We start from the raw sequence: 15,257 nt of genomic DNA on the forward strand, positions 1-15,257 counted from the left end.
GGACGTATCGTGTAGGCGATCCTAACGTGGAAGGCATGAGCAGAACACAGGGCAACGCCCGCATCAGAGAACACGCTCTCTCGACCTCCGTCCTCGTCATCGGCACCGGCGGCTCCGGTCTCCGGGCGGCCATCGAGGTCGCCGAATCCGGCGTCGACGTCATCGCCGTGGGCAAGCGTTCGAAGGACGACGCCCACACCTCCCTCGCCGCCGGCGGCATCAACGCCGCTCTCGCGACGATGGACCCCGAGGACTCGTGGCAGCAGCACGCCGCGGACACGATCAAGGAATCCTACGACCTCGCCAACCCGCGCACCGTCGAGATCGTCACCCAGGGTGCCGAGCAGGGCATCGCCGACCTCGAGCGCTACGGGATGGACTTCGCGAAGGAGGACGACGGCCGGATCTCGCAGCGCTTCTTCGGCGCTCACACATGGCGGCGGACCGCCTTCGCCGGCGACTACACGGGCCTGGAGATCCAGCGCGCCCTCATCCACCGCTCCGCCGAGCTCGACATCCCGATCCTCGACACCGTCTACATCACCAAGCTGCTCACCGCCGACGGCCGGATCTTCGGCGCCTACGGCTTCGACCTCGTCGACGGCACCCGCTATCGCATCCACGCCGACGCCGTCATCCTCGCCGCCGGCGGTCACAACCGGATCTGGCGCCGCACGTCCTCACGCCGCGATGAGAACACGGGCGATTCCTTCCGCCTCGCCGTCGAAGCCGGCGGCCGGCTCCGCGACGCCGAACTCGTCCAGTTCCACCCCTCGGGCATCCTCGAACCCGAGAACGCAGCGGGCACGCTCGTCTCCGAAGCCGCCCGCGGTGAGGGCGGCATCCTCCGCAACGCCCTCGGCGAGCGGTTCATGGAGCGCTACGATCCCGAGCGGATGGAACTGTCCACCCGCGACCGGGTCGCGCTCGCCGCGTACACGGAGATCGCCGAGGGCCGGGGCACGGAGAACGGCGGCGTCTGGCTCGACGTCTCCCACCTGCCGCGCGAGACGATCATGTCCCGGCTCCCGCGCGTCTACCAGACGCTCATGGAGACTCAGATGCTCGACATCACGAAGGACCCGATCGAGATCGCTCCGACCGCGCACTATTCGATGGGCGGAGTGTGGGTCGATCCCGTCGACCACAGCACCGACGTCGAGGGACTGTGGGCGATCGGCGAGGCCTCGTCCGGCCTCCACGGGGCCAACCGCCTCGGCGGCAATTCCCTCATCGAACTCCTCGTCTTCGGCCGGATCGTCGGACAGTCGGCGATCGCCTACTCCGATGAGCTCGAGGCTCAGGTGCGCTCGCAGGAGTCCCTCGCCGAGGCGCGGGCCGAGATCGATGACCTGCTCGCCTCCGATGGGGCGGAGAACGTCCGGGCCCTGCAGCGCGAGGTCCGCAACCTCATGACCGAGCACGCCGGCGTCGTCCGCGACGAGGCCGGACTGCTCGCGGGTCTCGAGAAGCTCGCGGCGATCGAGGCGCGGATGGGCGACGTCGGCATCCACCCCGACATCGCCGGCTACTCCGACCTCGCGCACGCCTTCGACCTCAGGTCCTCGGTGCTCGCGGCCCGCGCAACGCTTGAGTCCGCGCTCGAGCGGCGGGAGACCCGCGGCTGCCACAACCGCAGCGACTACCCCGAGCTCGACCCTGAGCTCACCGTCAACCTCGTGTGGTCGCCTGAGACCGGAGTCGTACGCGAGACGATCCCGGCCGTCGACCCCGAGGTCGCAGCGCTCATGCACTCCGGGGAGATCAGCGTCGAGGGCAAGCTCGTCGAGTGAGGCGGACGCGTGAAGTGAGCACGTGAGCCGAGCGCGGGACCCCGGAGGTCCCGCGCTCGTGCGTTGGTCACCGCGCCGAGGTGGTCGGGCCGACATCGCGTCCCCGACCTCGGGGGAGTGACCACTGAATCCGACCGCCTCGGGGGAGTGACCACTGAATGGGCTGCTGTGGGGGCGACCGCCTCGTCGGGGTGTCAAAAGTGCGTTAGGAGGTGTTAAGACCGCGTTAGGATCCGGGTCCGTGACCTCGGGAGACGTGTGTGATGGGGGAGTACCGCACAGCGGCGCACCGCGCCGTCGTGCACTGACCCACCCGCACGAGAAGAACGAGGCCACACCGTATGGACGCTCCTTTCGCCGATCTCCTCTACCTGCTGCTCGCCGTCGCGACTGTCGCTGGGCTTGCCGCCCAGGCGTTGGTCTTCGAGAAGGTCACCGCTGAGAGCGCGACGACCGCGCGCATCACCGACCCGAGCAGCACCCCCGGCACGACGCCCGGAACCACCGGCAGCACCCCCGGCACCCCCTCCACCCCCGATTCGAGCGGGGAGGCGCGCGCATGACCTGGTTCACCGGCATCACGCAGATCCTCCTCGTCCTCGCCGTCCTCGCCGCCGTCCATGTGCCCTTCGGCAACTACATGGCAGGCGTCTTCCTCTCGACGAAGGACACGAAGGCCGAGCGGCTCTTCTACCGTCTCACCGGCGTCGATTCCTCATCCGAGCAGCGGTGGAAGACCTACTTCCTCTCCGTCCTCGGGTTCTCCCTCGTCTCGATCCTTCTCCTCTACGGCCTCATGCGCCTCCAGGAGTTCCTGCCCCTGTCCAATGGCAAGCCCGCCGTCACCGCCGATCAGGCGTTCAACACGGCGGTCTCGTTCGTCACGAACACGAACTGGCAGTCGTACTCCGGTGAGGCGACGATGGGCTACCTCGTCCAGATGGCCGGCCTCGCCGTGCAGAACTTCGTCTCCGCCGCCGTCGGCATCGCCGTCGCCGTCGCCCTCATCCGCGGGTTCATGCGGCAGCGCTCGCTCTTCATCGGCAACTTCTGGGTCGACCTCACCCGCACCGTCCTCCGCATCCTCCTGCCGGTCTCGGTGGTCTTCGCCCTCATCTACATCGGCTTCGGCGTCATCGAGAACCTCACCCCGGACCAGGTCGTCCAGACCGTGGCCGGCGGATCACAGGTGACGCAGACGATCCCGGGCGGACCGAATGCGAGCCAGGAGGTCATCAAGCACCTCGGCACGAACGGCGGCGGCTTCTTCAACGCGAACTCCGCCCACCCGCTCTCGGCACCGAGCCCGCTCATCAATCTCGCCAACATCTTCCTCATCCTCCTCATCCCCTCCGCCCTGCCGCGCACCTTCGGCGTCATGGTCGGCAGCCGCAGGCACGGATGGGCGATCCTCGGCGCGATGGCCTCGTTCTTCGCCCTCTCCCTCGTCGCCGTCATCCTCACCGAGACGACGCTGTCCACGCCGGCCACCGATGCGGCCGGAGCCGCGATGGAAGGCAGGGAGACCCGCTTCGGCGTCATCACCTCCGCATTCTTCGCCGTCTCGACGACGCTGACCTCGACGGGTGCTGTCGACTCGTTCCACTCGAACTACTCCGGCCTCGGCGGCGGCGTCCTCATGCTCAACATGATGCTCGGCGAGATCGCCCCCGGCGGCGTCGGCTCCGGCCTCTACGGCATGCTCGTCGTCGCCGTCCTCGCCGTCTTCATCTGCGGCCTCATGGTCGGCCGGACACCGGAGTTCCTCGGCAAGAAGATCGGACGCACGGAGATCACGCTCGCCTCCGCCGTCATCCTCATCACCCCGACCCTCGTGCTCACCGGCACCGCGGTCGCGACGATGTGGCCGAACGCCGCGGACTCGATCCTCAATGCCGACAGCCCCCACGGTCTGTCCGAGATGCTCTACGCGTTCACCTCGGCGGCGAACAACAACGGATCCGCGTTCGCGGGACTCAACGCGAACACCCCGTTCTTCAACACCGCCCTGGGACTCGCGATGCTCATCGGTCGGTTCGGTCCGATCTGTGCGGTCCTCGCGCTCGCCGGGGCGTTCGCCGCCCAACCCTCCACCGAGGCGACCCCCGGCACCCTGCCCACCCACCGACCCCTTTTCGTCGGGGTCACCGTCGGCACCGGACTCATCGTCAGCGCCCTGACGTTCCTGCCCGTCCTCGCCCTCGGCCCGATCAACGAAGGACTCCTCTGATATGCGCACCGACACCAAGGCCTCCAAGCTCACCAGCAGCCCGACGCCCTCCCGCCTCGTCGAGGACACCCCGACGACGCCGTCCGGCACAGGACACCGACCCGAACCCACCGACCGGCCGACGAGCACCGGCCACTCGATCACGGTTCCGGCGCTCACTCAGGCCGTGCTCCTCGGGCTGAAGAAGTTCGACCCCAGGGTCGCGTGGCGCAACCCGGTGATGTTCCTCGTCGAGATCGGCGCGGTCGTCACCCTTGTCCTCGCGATCACAGGCCCCACCCCGTTCACGTGGGCGATCAGCATCTGGCTGTTCCTCACCTGCGTCTTCGCCAACACCGCCGAGGCGCTCGCCGAGGGCCGCGGCAAAGCGCAGGCCGATTCCCTGCGGGCGACCCGGGTGACGGCGAACGCGACCCGGATCCTCGACAAGGGGCAGCGGGAGACCGTCCCCGCCTCCCAGCTGCGCGCCGGGGACCGCGTCCTCGTCACCGCCGGTGAGGTCATCCCCGGCGACGGCGACGTCATCGAAGGCGCAGCCACCGTCGACGAATCGGCGATCACCGGTGAGTCCGCCCCGGTCATCCGCGAGGCAGGCGGCGACCGGTGTGCCGTGACCGGAGGGACGAAGGTCCTCTCCGACGAGATCACGGTCTCGATCACCGCGAGCCCCGGCGAATCCTTCCTCGACAAGATGATCGCGATGGTCGAAGGCGCGAGCCGCCAGAAGACCCCGAACGAGGTCGCCCTCGGCGTCTTCCTCTCCGTCCTCACCCTCATCTTCATCCTCGTCGTCGCCACCCTCGCCCCGATCGCGGCGTTCTCCGGCGCCCCGCAGTCCCTCACCGTCCTCATCGCCCTCCTCGTCTGCCTCATCCCGACGACGATCGGCGCGCTGCTCTCGGCGATCGGCATCGCCGGCATGGACCGGCTCGTCGCCGCGAACGTCCTTGCGAAGTCCGGGCGCGCCGTCGAGGCCGCCGGCGACGTCTCGACGCTCCTGCTCGACAAGACCGGGACGATCACGATGGGCGACCGCCAGGCCACCGACTTCGTCGCCCTCGGTGGGACGACCGATGAGGAGATCGCCGAGGCGGCCCGCCTGTCCTCACTCGCCGACGAGACCCCGGAGGGCCGGTCCGTCGTCGCCCTGGCCGAAGGCGACTTCCGCATCGACGCCGCCGGCCTCGAGGCCTTCCCGACCGCCGAGTTCATCCCGTTCTCCGCCGCCACCCGTCTCTCGGGCATCATCCTTCCCGGTGAGAAGGGAGTCGGGTCGCGCACGATCGTCAAGGGGGCGGCCCGTGAGGTCATCGCGTGGGCGATCGACCGGGGTGCCGACATCCCCGCCGAGGCGAGCGCCGAGGTCGAGCGCATCAACACCGGTGGAGGCACCGCCCTCCTCGTCGCCGAGGCGACCGCCTCGACGGTGGATGCCGCCGACGCCTCCTCCGCCCGGGTGCTTGGGGTCATCGACCTCCGCGACATCGTCAAGCCGGGCATGGCCGATCGCTTCGCACAGCTGCGGGAGATGGGCATCCGCACGGTGATGATCACCGGCGACAACGAGCTCACGGCCCGCTCGATCGCCCGGGAGGCCGGGGTCGACGACTACCTCGCCGAGGCGACCCCGGAGGACAAGCTCGCCCTCATCAAGTCCGAGCAGGCCGGGGGCCGGATGGTCGCGATGACGGGGGACGGGACGAACGATGCGCCCGCGCTCGCACAGGCCGACGTCGGGGTCGCGATGAACACCGGCACCTCGGCGGCGAAGGAGGCCGGCAACCTCGTCGACCTCGATTCGGATCCGACGAAGCTCATCGACATCGTCGCCATCGGCAAGCAGCTGCTCATCACCCGAGGGGCGCTGACGACGTTCTCGATCGCCAATGACGTCGCGAAGTACTTCGCGATCGTACCCGCGATGTTCCTCCTCGCGTTCCCCGGGCTCGGGGCGCTCAACATCATGGGCCTGCACAGTCCGGAGTCGGCGATCCTCTCCGCGGTGATCTTCAACGCCCTCATCATCGTCGCCCTCATCCCCGTCGCTCTGCGCGGGGTGCGGTTCGCCACGACGAGCGCGGCGAGCCTGCTGCGGCGCAACCTGCTCATCTTCGGACTCGGCGGGCTCATCGTCCCCTTCATCGGGATCAAACTCATCGACCTCGTCATCAGCCCGTTCCTCTGACCGGCCGCCACACCCCCCGTCCGCGGCGGCCGGGTCTCACGCCGCCGCGGCGCCCCTCCCGGGGCAGCCGGATCCCGGTCGGCACCCCCGCCCCGGGCCGATCGGCCCACCGCCCACCTCACTCAGACAGGACAGACCATGCTCATCCGTCAGGCCTTCACCGGGCTCAAAGCCCTCTTCGTCTTCACCCTCCTCCTCGGCCTCGCCTACCCGCTGACGATGGTCCTCATCGCCAAGGTCGTGCCCAGTCAGGACTCGACGATCCGCAACTCAGAGGGCGCGGTCGTCGGCTCCGCGCTCATGGCCCAGCCGGTCACCGGCGACGAATGGTTCTACCCGCGCCCCTCGGCAGGCGACTACGACGGGCTCGCCTCGGGTGCGTCGAACCTCGCCGCGACCAACCCCGAACTCGTCGCCGCGATCACGACCCGCCGCACCGAGATCGCCGAGCGCGAGGACGTCGATCCGGCGAGGATTCCCGCGGATGCGGTGACCGCCTCGGCGTCGGGTCTCGATCCCGAAATCAGTCCTGAGTATGCTCGACTGCAGATCGATCGCGTCGCCAGGGAGACCGGACTGAGCAGGGAGGAAGTCGAGACGATGGTGGAGAAGAACACGAAGCAGCCGATCCTCGGCTTCATCGGCGAACCCCGCGTCAACGTCGTCACCCTGAATAACGACCTGCAGAACACCCCCGGCACCGCCGTGAACGTCGCGGATCCCGAGAACTGATGGGGTCACCTCGGCGGGGGAAGCTCACGGTCTTCCTCGGGTACGCACCCGGAGTCGGCAAGACCGTGGCGATGCTCGAAGCCGCCGCAGGTGCCAGGGATGCAGGGCGTGACGTCGTCGTCGGCATCGTCGAGGACCACGGCCGCGCCCACACCGCGGCACTCGCGCAGGGGTTCGAGACCCTGCCGCGCGCCCAGGTGCCCTACCAGGGGCGGACCTTCGAGGAACTCGACGCCGAGGCGGTGCTCACCCGAGCGCCCGAGCTCGTCGTCATCGACGAACTCGCCCACACGAATGTCCCCGGCTCCGGGGACCGGGAGAAGCGGTGGGAGGACGTCGCGGCGATCCTCACTGCCGGGATCGACGTGTTCACGACGATCAACATCCAGCACCTCGAATCCTTGGGCGACGTCGTCGGCTCGATCATCGGCCGCGTCCAGCACGAACGCGTCCCCGACCCGTTCCTCCGCACCGCCGACGAGGTCGAACTCGTCGACATCTCCCCGGTCGCCCTGCGCGCCCGCCTGTCCGAGGGCAACATCTACGCCGCGGCGAAGGTCGATGCGGCGATGTCGAACTACTTCCGGCTCGGCAACCTCACCGCCCTGCGCGAACTCGCCCTCCTCTGGCTCGCCGACCGCGTCGACGAAGGCCTCGAGGAGTACCGGGATGCCAAGGGCATCCGCGACACGTGGGCCGCCCGCGACCGGATCATCGTCGCCGTCACCGGGGGTGCCGAGTCGATCACGCTCATCCGCCGCGGCCTGCGCATCGCCGGTCGGGTGGCCGGCCGGGAACTCCTCGTCGTCCACGTCGTCGAACCCGACGGCACCCGCTCGGCCACCGCCCCTGACCTCATGCGCGCCCGCGAGCTCGCCGAGGCGAACAATGCGACGTGGCACACCGTCGTCGGCGACGACGCCGCCACCGCGCTCGTCGAGTTCGCCCGCACCGTCAACGCCTCCCAGATCGTCCTCGGGGTCTCCCGCACCCCCTGGTACGGCCGGATCTTCAGCCCCGGGGTGGCCAATCGTGTCATCGCCTCCGCCGCGGACATCGACGTCCACATGGTCACCCACTCGCAGGCCGCGCGCGTGTGGCGGCCCCGCCGGGAAAACCGGCCGGGCAGTGCGATCTCGAAGCTGCGCCGGATACTGGGCTGGGTCATCGGCGCGCTCGCCCCACTCGCACTCACCGTCCTCTTCATCGCGCTCGGACCGGGAGCGGTGTCGCTGAGCATCAACTTCCTCAGCTACATCACCGTCGTCGTCATCGTCGCCCTCATCGGCGGGCTGTGGCCGGCGGTGATGACAGCCGTGCTCGGCACCGCCCTCATCAACTGGTTCTTCACCCATCCCGTCGGATCATTCACGATCGCCGAGTTCGAGAACATCCTCGCGCTCGCGATCTTCATCGCCGTGGCCGTCGCAGTCGCCACCGTCGTCGACCTCGCCGCGCGCCGCAGCCGGCAGGCCCAGGCCGCCGAACACGAGGGGTCGGTGCTCAGCGAGCTCGCCCGATCGATGATCGCCGAAGGCGACAGCACCGAGTCGATGGTCGAGAGCATCCGCACGACCTTCGTCCTCGACGGTGTCGCCGTGCTGAGCAAGGACGAGGCAGGGGAGTGGGCGGTGACCGCCTCGGCGGGGGAGCCGGTGACCACCCGGGCCGAGGCGACCGAGACCTTCGACCTCGACGACGACACCGCCCTCCTCCTCAAGGGCCAGCCGCTCAGCGCCGGCGAACAGCGGATCCTCGACGCCTACGCGGGGCGTCTGCTCCGGGTGCTCACGGAGTCCGAGCTCGCCGCGACCCGGTCGCAGGCCCGCGAGCTCAGCGCCGGCAACGCCGTGCGCACGGCCCTGCTCACCGCGGTCTCGCACGATCTGCGGACCCCGCTCGGGGCAATCAAGGCGGCGACGTCGACGCTCATGCTCGACGGGATCGAGCTCTCCGACGCCGATGAGCGCCTCATGCTCACGACCATCGAGAACGGCACGCTGCGGCTCGAGAAGCTCATCGACAACCTCCTCGACATGAGCCGGATCCAGTCCGGTGCGGTGACGATCTCGACGTCCCCGGTCCCCGTGTCCGATCTCGTCGTCTCTGCCCTCGCCGAGGTGGGGGCCGACAACGTCCGCACCGTGACCGCGGGCGAGCGGGGTGCGGGTGGGGATGCCGAGGGTGCGGGCGCCGGGGCTGTGGTCGGGCCTGCTGGTGGCGCGGCCGCGTCGGTCGGGAACGCGGACCGGTCGAGTTCGCGCACTGTGTCGGGCCGGGGTGCCGCAGACGGTTCTGGCCCCGAGATCACCGTCGACATCGATCCCGACGCGTGGGTCGATGTCGACTTCGGGCTCCTCGAGCGGGTGCTCGTCAACATCGTCGAGAACTCGCTCAAGTACGGTGACGGGGCGCCGCTGACGATCGATGCCTCGACCGGCGCCGAGGCCGTCTACCTCCGCATCGCCGACTCCGGACCGGGCGTGAGCGATGATGCACTCGAGACGATCTTCACCCCGTTCACCCGGCTCGATGAGTCGAACGCGAAGGGCCTGGGACTCGGCATGGCCGTCGCGCTCGGCCTGTGCCGGGCGATGGGCATCGACCTGGCCGCCGAGCACACGCCGGGCGGCGGCTTCACCGCGGTGCTCACGTTCCCGCGCTGCGGGAAGGGTGCGATGACGCCGCCGGACGGGTCAGACGCCGGCCCCGCGACCGACGAACTCATCGGTGCCGCCGCGGGAACCGCCTCGGCGGACGAACCCGGCGGCGAGGACGACGAACTCATCGGCGCCGCCGCGGGAACCGCCTCGGCGGGCGACGATGACTCGGTGAGGGCAGACGTCGGCGAGAAAGCGACCGACGACATGGCGACGACGACCGAGGACGACCGACTGCAGGCAGGGGAGGGCCGCCGATGAAGCGGGTGCTCATCGTCGAAGACGATGCCGATATCGCCACGGCTGTGGGCATCGGCCTCCAGGCGAAGGGGCACGATGTCGTCGTCGCCGGCAGCGGACGGCGGATGAACGAGGTGCTCAGCGAGTCCGAGGTCGATGTCATCCTCCTCGATCTCGGACTGCCCGATGTCGACGGGATCGAGCTCATCTCCCAGGTGCGGCGGTGGAGCGAGGTGCCCATCGTCGTCGTCTCGGCCCGGCACGATTCGCACGGGAAGATCGCCGCTCTCGACGCCGGTGCCGACGACTATGTGACGAAGCCGTTCTCGCTCGGCGAGGTGCTCGCGAGGCTGCGGGCGATCGAGAGGCGGACGGGCCGGACGGGGGAGTCCGGTGTCGTGCGCACCGCGGACGGGCGCGTCGTCATCGACCTCGCCGCCCACCTGCTCGAGGTCGAGGGCGCGCCGGTCCACCTCACTCCGATCGAGTGGAAGATGCTCGAGGTCTTCGTCAAGCACAAGGGCGCGCTCGTCGAGGCGCAGACCCTCCTCACCGAAGTGTGGGGCCCGGAGTTCGGCAAGGAGCGGAACTATCTGCGCGTCTACATGTCGCAGCTGCGCTCGAAGCTCGAGGCCGATCCGGCGCGCCCGCAGTACCTCCACACGCAGATGGGCATCGGCTACCGCTTCACCCCGTAGGGCACGAAGCGATTTGCTGGTCGCTCCACCGAGGCACCCCTTGATTTGCTGGTCACTCCGCCGAGGCGGCTGGGCTGATTTCGGCCGCGCCACCTCGGCGCAGTGACCAGTGATTGTCACGCCACCTCGGCGCAGTGACCAGCAAATCGCCAGGCCGGTCTCCCAACCCGCCCGGCGCCCCTCACTCCTCGACGCGGGCCCTGCGGCGGTCCTTCTCGATGCGGACTTCGTGGCTCGACCGCGACGGGTTGAGCAGCTTGAGCAGCGAGAGCGCGAGGATCGCCCCGAGCACCGCACAGCCTGCGGGCAGGAGCATCGCAGTGTGCGCCCCGTAGTGGTCGATGAGGTTGCCGGCGATCGCCGACCCGAACGCGACGCCGAAGCCGAGCGAGGTGCCCAGCCACGCGAAGGCTTCGGTCAGCCGCCTCGGCGGGGCGAGCTGCTGGATGACGGAGTTCGCGCCGACGAGGCTCGGGGCGATCGTGAAGCCGACGATGAAGAGGATGAGGCCGAAGGTGACCATGTCGCGGGCGAGCAGCATCGTGCACGTGCCGATCGCCAGCAGCGAGACCGTCACCCCGAAACGGTGGTGGGTCGCGGAGTTCCAGTTCCTCGCCCCGTAGATGGCACCGGAGATGAGGGATCCGAGCGCGAACGCGCTGAGGAGGAAGCCGGCGAGCGACTTCACGCCCTGCTCGTCGGAGAACGCGACGGCGATGACGTCGATGGCGCCGAAGTTCACGCCGAGGAAGACGTTGACGATGATGATCGTGAAGATCCCCGGGTTGGAGAAGACGTGGCCCTTCGCCTCGGTGGACCGTTCGATCGGCGGCGGTTCGGTCGACTTCTGGATGTAGAGCAGTGCGGATCCCACACCGGCGGAGATCATCGAGAGGATGATGCCCGCGGGCGGCCACACGGCGGTCGCGAGCACCGTGGCGAGCACCGGTCCGGAGACGAAGAGCAGCTCGTCGGCGACGGATTCCCAGGAGAACGCCGTCTGCAGCTGGTTCGGCGAGTTCACGAGGTGCGACCAGCGAGACCGCACGAGCGATCCGACGGAGCCGACGGTGGCGCCGCCGATGCCGGCGAAGACGAAGGTGAGACCGACCCACCAGTCGAGGTAGACGGAGACGATGAGGAGGGTGAGCGCGATGAGGTGCGTGATGACGATGGGCACCATGACCTTCGCCTGGCCGCGACGGTCGACGAGGCGCGCAATCCCGGGACCTGCAAGGGCTTGGACGATCATGTACACGGCGGCGACGATGCCTGCCAGGCCGTACGAACCGGTGACGCCTTGGATGAAGAGGACGATCCCGAGTCCGAGGACGGCGATCGGCATCCGTGCGACAAGACCTGCCAAGGAGAACTTGAGAGCACCGGGAAGCGACAGAATTTCCCGATAGTTTGTGAACATCAGACGAGTCTATCTCCGCCCTTACGGCTCGCAACCGCGGATCCCGCAGGTTGAGTGGCATCTCACCCTGTGATCTCACCGGGATCCGTCGCCGTTCCGTCCTCTTCCGTTGGATCCTCCTGTTCTCGATGCGGAATCCGTGTCCGTCGTCGTGGGTGGTCATCCCCTCGCCGAGGTGGTCCTCCGACCGGCATCGCCCCTTGCCGACCCGTCCCTCCAGGACGCCTGACGGCCCCCGCCGCAACCGGCTCCCGACCCGGCAAGCAGCCCTGCCATCAGGGGTTCGACAGGCCACGCGAATCGGCAGAGTGGGTCATCGGGACGTCATCGGACCCCTATACAATGAGCGGGATTGCCCACTCTCCTCTGCCGGCCCCTGCGCCGCCCCGAACCCAGATCCGGAGCGCCGATGACGGACAACAACCCGTTCGATGACATCTTCACCAACGACAACGACAGTGAGGAATCCCGGCGACCGCGACGGAAGAAGAAGCGCGTGTGGCGCAAGGTCCTCGTCGGCGTCCTCGTCGTCGTCGTCCTCGGCGTCCTCGGTGTCGGTGTCTACCTGTGGAACGTCGGTCGGTCCTTCGACGACAATGCCAATCAGCTCAGCGATGAGCAGGTCTTCGGTTCGCAGCGCCCCGAGGCGAAGAATGAGGAGGGCGGAACGAACATCCTCCTCCTCGGCTCCGACGAGCCGATGAAGGACGTCGACGTCAACTCCTCGCGCGGCCTGCGCTCGGACTCGATCCTCGTCATGCACCTGCCTGAGAACGGGTCGAACGTCCAGATCATGTCGATCCCGCGCGACAGCTGGGTCGACATCGAAGGCCAGGGCAAGGCGAAGATCAACGCGGCACTGTCCTACGGCGGACTGCCGTTGGCCGTGAAGACGGTCTCTGACTTCATCGGCACCCCCATCGACCACGTCGCCATCATCGACTTCGAGGGCTTCAAGGGACTCACCGACAGCCTCGGCGGGGTCCGGGTCAACTCCGAACAGGCGTTCACCCAGAACGGGTACACGTTCGAGAAGGGCGAGAACCTCCTCAACGGCGACGAGGCGCTCACCTTCGTGCGCGAGCGCAAGAGCTTCAAGGACGGCGACTTCCAGCGCGCCCGCAATCAGCAGGCGTTCATCAAGGGCCTCATCAATGAGCTCATCTCCGCCGACACCCTGTCGAATCCGGCGAAGATCCAGGAGATGGTCACCGAGTTCGCCCCGTACATGTACGTCGACTCCGGTCTCAACGCCCAGTACATCTCCTCGACCGCGTTCGCGATGCGCGACGTCCGCCCCGGCGACATCGAGTTCTTCACGTCCCCGACCGCCGGCGTCGGCCGTTCGGCCGACGGTCAGTCGATCGTCAACGTCGACCAGGACGAGCTGAAGAAGCTCCAGGACGCGTTCAAGAACGACACCGTCGACGAGTACGTCAAGTCTGCGCCCGAAGCTCACCTCTGATCATTTCGGTTCCGACGGCCCCTCGCCGAGGCGGTCCCGTCCTGGCCGTCGACGCGCAGTGACAGCTGAACCCCGTTCCGGGTGATCCTGGCAGCGGGGTTCTGCTGTGTGCCGCAGGCCTCCGCTCAGCTTCCCGGTGCCGCAACAACCTTCAGCCGAGCTGATCGGACAGCGACCGTCCACCGAGGAGATGAAGGTGCGGGTGCGTGATCTTCTGGTTCGTGTCCGGCCCAAAGTTCCAGGCGAGCCGGTATCCACGAGACTCGAAGCCCAAGGTGCGCGCAGTCTGAGCGGCCCGGCGCATCAGACGTCCGGCCCCTCTGGCGAACTGTCGAGATACGAAGGCAGATCGGCTGCGTGCTCGCGCGGGAACAGGAGAACGTGTGCCGGGGTCATCGGGCGCAGTGGAGTGATGGCCAGACAGTCGTCATCTTCGAAGATGATCTCGGCCTCTTCGGTCCCGTTGGCGATCGCACACAGGATGCATGTCATGCCTCAATTCTGGCACCTGTCGAACCACAGTCTGATGACGCGACTGAACTCGCTCGAGGATGTGAGTCGTAGACAGACCTGGTGAGGGCCAGCCTCATGGCACGTCAAATGCGTCAAACTGATGAGGCGAAGTACCTCTGATGTGTCGAGCGCAGAGTCTCTTCATCTCGGCTCGTGAGAACCGCCAATTCCCAGTCGGAGCCGAAGTGAGTTTCGGCCAGCTCCATACGCCGTCGGACGGCGTCCTTGGACTCACCGAACTTCTCCAGAACCACGAGCTCAGCGGTGCGCTTGTTATAGGCGAGGACGAATTTAGTCATCACGGTCCCCTCTCACTAACGCGAGTAGCCTTTGCTCCATGTCGTGCAACGACCGCAGGATCGGCTCCTCACCCTTCTTGTCTTCATTGTACTTGGACGCCAGGATCTTGCGTGTGGCTTCGTCGACTGATTCGGAAACGTGAGACAAGTGACTGAGAAGGTTCAGGCGACCCTCGAACTCTGCGATGGTCCGTGATTCTTGCAGCATCGACACTACGAGGCTTCGCCCGGGAGCATTTGACGGCATACCTCCGTAGCGAATCTCTCGTCCCACAATCATCGCGAGAAGTTCATACGCGTTGGCCCATGCGCTCTGAAGCTGCGTTCGAAGCTGAATTTCGCATCGGCCCGCCGGATACTTGGTCAAGACGTGGACTGCACGATACCCACTGTGTTCGCCTCCACGCAGATCTTTAATGAAGACGTTCGCATCACCAACCTCGTCGCGAATTGTGGCCGCGACCGAATCAGCGAACGCAGTTTGCACCGAAAGAGACATATCGGCGTCGATGCGAACCCCTGCCAGGTCGCCGATGTTCTGCAATGGAGTCGAGCGATCTCGCCGGAGTTTTTCGATCAAAGTGCCAACTGTCTTTGGGCGCGATGTTCCGGGCGCCGCTGCCAATCCCAGTGGCGACCAATCGAGGCCCTCGAGGTGCTCCAGGACATCGCCAGAGAAGTCGAGGTACCACGCAAGTACCTCCTCATAATCTGGTGCCCTGCCTGGGGGCGTTGTTCCATCCCGGAGTGCCTTCCCGAGCGCCCTGAGGTCGTTTTGAGACCAAGGTGGCGTCTGCAGCCGAGGTGGATTGGCCATTTCGCAACTATAACCGGATGATCATCTGGCCTAGGGTCTTCGCGTGGCCGCAATCGAAATTCCTCCCAGACACAGCGAACCCCGTCCCAGGTGATTCTGGGGCGGGTTTTTGCTGTGTACCGCGGCATCCGCTCAGTCTCACCGAGGCGGTCGTCCGGAACCGTGCGAACCCCGCCGAGGCGGGTGATCACAGCAGAGCGCCCCG

The 15,257-nt window shown here is 67.5% G+C and carries 13 protein-coding genes; 8 read left to right on the forward strand and 5 right to left on the reverse strand.

Annotated elements, in window-relative coordinates:
* Window positions 1-35: 35 nt before the first annotated feature.
* The 7 genes from ACQ1RG_RS06375 to ACQ1RG_RS06405 all read left to right on the forward strand — a co-directional run bounded on the left by ACQ1RG_RS06375 (window position 36) and on the right by ACQ1RG_RS06405 (window position 10,538).
* On the forward strand, window positions 36-1,793 hold the full coding sequence (locus ACQ1RG_RS06375; RefSeq protein WP_430600723.1) for an FAD-binding protein: 1,758 nt from the start codon (window positions 36-38) through the stop codon (window positions 1,791-1,793).
* Window positions 1,794-2,134: 341 nt separating this feature from the next.
* The gene (locus ACQ1RG_RS06380; protein ID WP_140955343.1) at window positions 2,135-2,356 is read left to right on the forward strand and encodes a hypothetical protein; all 222 of its coding nucleotides are present in this window, start codon (window positions 2,135-2,137) and stop codon (window positions 2,354-2,356) included.
* On the forward strand, window positions 2,353-4,023 hold the full coding sequence (kdpA, locus tag ACQ1RG_RS06385) for a potassium-transporting ATPase subunit KdpA (RefSeq protein ID WP_280559034.1): 1,671 nt from the start codon (window positions 2,353-2,355) through the stop codon (window positions 4,021-4,023). Before ACQ1RG_RS06380 ends, kdpA begins: the two co-directional genes overlap by 4 nt.
* 1 nt (window position 4,024) lies before the next feature.
* The gene (gene kdpB, locus ACQ1RG_RS06390) at window positions 4,025-6,208 is read left to right on the forward strand and encodes a potassium-transporting ATPase subunit KdpB (protein WP_430600725.1); all 2,184 of its coding nucleotides are present in this window, start codon (window positions 4,025-4,027) and stop codon (window positions 6,206-6,208) included.
* A 138-nt stretch (window positions 6,209-6,346) separates the two neighbouring features.
* The gene (gene kdpC, locus ACQ1RG_RS06395) at window positions 6,347-6,940 is read left to right on the forward strand and encodes a potassium-transporting ATPase subunit KdpC (protein ID WP_144589187.1); all 594 of its coding nucleotides are present in this window, start codon (window positions 6,347-6,349) and stop codon (window positions 6,938-6,940) included.
* Window positions 6,940-9,861: a DUF4118 domain-containing protein gene (locus tag ACQ1RG_RS06400; protein ID WP_430600727.1), complete on the forward strand. Its 2,922-nt coding sequence runs from the start codon at window positions 6,940-6,942 to the stop codon at window positions 9,859-9,861. Before kdpC ends, ACQ1RG_RS06400 begins: the two co-directional genes overlap by 1 nt.
* On the forward strand, window positions 9,858-10,538 hold the full coding sequence (locus tag ACQ1RG_RS06405; RefSeq protein ID WP_140955338.1) for a response regulator: 681 nt from the start codon (window positions 9,858-9,860) through the stop codon (window positions 10,536-10,538). Before ACQ1RG_RS06400 ends, ACQ1RG_RS06405 begins: the two co-directional genes overlap by 4 nt.
* A gap of 181 nt (window positions 10,539-10,719) precedes the next feature.
* On the opposite strand, the gene ACQ1RG_RS06410 is transcribed toward ACQ1RG_RS06405, so the two are convergent.
* Complete coding sequence (locus ACQ1RG_RS06410; protein WP_040341563.1) at window positions 10,720-11,958, reverse strand: MFS transporter; 1,239 nt, start codon at window positions 11,956-11,958, stop codon at window positions 10,720-10,722.
* Between the two features lie 409 nt (window positions 11,959-12,367).
* Here ACQ1RG_RS06410 and ACQ1RG_RS06415 point away from each other — a divergent pair, with 409 nt between their 5' ends.
* Window positions 12,368-13,423 carry an LCP family protein gene (locus tag ACQ1RG_RS06415; protein WP_009377310.1) on the forward strand — a complete coding sequence of 352 codons (1,056 nt, stop codon included), beginning with the start codon at window positions 12,368-12,370 and terminating at the stop codon, window positions 13,421-13,423.
* A gap of 151 nt (window positions 13,424-13,574) precedes the next feature.
* Here the strand turns inward: ACQ1RG_RS06415 and ACQ1RG_RS06420 are convergent, their stop codons facing one another.
* The 4 genes from ACQ1RG_RS06420 to ACQ1RG_RS06435 all read right to left on the reverse strand — a co-directional run bounded on the left by ACQ1RG_RS06420 (window position 13,575) and on the right by ACQ1RG_RS06435 (window position 14,815).
* Window positions 13,575-13,727: a hypothetical protein gene (locus tag ACQ1RG_RS06420; RefSeq protein WP_430600730.1), complete on the reverse strand. Its 153-nt coding sequence runs from the start codon at window positions 13,725-13,727 to the stop codon at window positions 13,575-13,577.
* Window positions 13,727-13,915, reverse strand: a complete 189-nt coding sequence (locus ACQ1RG_RS06425; RefSeq protein WP_430600731.1) for an HIT family protein — start codon at window positions 13,913-13,915, stop codon at window positions 13,727-13,729. Before ACQ1RG_RS06425 ends, ACQ1RG_RS06420 begins: the two co-directional genes overlap by 1 nt.
* Before the next feature lie 113 nt (window positions 13,916-14,028).
* Window positions 14,029-14,235 carry a hypothetical protein gene (locus ACQ1RG_RS06430; protein ID WP_009377306.1) on the reverse strand — a complete coding sequence of 69 codons (207 nt, stop codon included), beginning with the start codon at window positions 14,233-14,235 and terminating at the stop codon, window positions 14,029-14,031.
* Entirely contained in the window at window positions 14,228-14,815 is a 588-nt protein-coding gene (locus tag ACQ1RG_RS06435) for a hypothetical protein (protein WP_162909099.1), read from the reverse strand. Before ACQ1RG_RS06435 ends, ACQ1RG_RS06430 begins: the two co-directional genes overlap by 8 nt.
* Between the last annotated feature and the right edge of the window lie 442 nt (window positions 14,816-15,257).

It is taken from the genome of Brevibacterium sp. K72 (assembly GCF_050562175.1).
GTDB lineage: Bacteria > Actinomycetota > Actinomycetes > Actinomycetales > Brevibacteriaceae > Brevibacterium > Brevibacterium casei.

What these genes read in the sequence shown, in the direction of transcription:
- kdpA (WP_280559034.1), top strand. Translation starts at nt 2,353, where the DNA reads ATGACCTGGTTCACCGGCATCACGCAGATCCTCCTCGTCCTCGCCGTC.
- ACQ1RG_RS06375 (WP_430600723.1), top strand. Translation starts at nt 36, where the DNA reads ATGAGCAGAACACAGGGCAACGCCCGCATCAGAGAACACGCTCTCTCG.
- ACQ1RG_RS06415 (WP_009377310.1), top strand. Translation starts at nt 12,368, where the DNA reads ATGACGGACAACAACCCGTTCGATGACATCTTCACCAACGACAACGAC.
- ACQ1RG_RS06430 (WP_009377306.1), bottom strand. Translation starts at nt 14,235, where the DNA reads ATGACTAAATTCGTCCTCGCCTATAACAAGCGCACCGCTGAGCTCGTG.
- ACQ1RG_RS06425 (WP_430600731.1), bottom strand. Translation starts at nt 13,915, where the DNA reads ATGACATGCATCCTGTGTGCGATCGCCAACGGGACCGAAGAGGCCGAG.
- ACQ1RG_RS06380 (WP_140955343.1), top strand. Translation starts at nt 2,135, where the DNA reads ATGGACGCTCCTTTCGCCGATCTCCTCTACCTGCTGCTCGCCGTCGCG.
- kdpB (WP_430600725.1), top strand. Translation starts at nt 4,025, where the DNA reads ATGCGCACCGACACCAAGGCCTCCAAGCTCACCAGCAGCCCGACGCCC.
- ACQ1RG_RS06410 (WP_040341563.1), bottom strand. Translation starts at nt 11,958, where the DNA reads ATGTTCACAAACTATCGGGAAATTCTGTCGCTTCCCGGTGCTCTCAAG.
- ACQ1RG_RS06405 (WP_140955338.1), top strand. Translation starts at nt 9,858, where the DNA reads ATGAAGCGGGTGCTCATCGTCGAAGACGATGCCGATATCGCCACGGCT.
- ACQ1RG_RS06420 (WP_430600730.1), bottom strand. Translation starts at nt 13,727, where the DNA reads ATGCGCCGGGCCGCTCAGACTGCGCGCACCTTGGGCTTCGAGTCTCGT.
- kdpC (WP_144589187.1), top strand. Translation starts at nt 6,347, where the DNA reads ATGCTCATCCGTCAGGCCTTCACCGGGCTCAAAGCCCTCTTCGTCTTC.
- ACQ1RG_RS06400 (WP_430600727.1), top strand. Translation starts at nt 6,940, where the DNA reads ATGGGGTCACCTCGGCGGGGGAAGCTCACGGTCTTCCTCGGGTACGCA.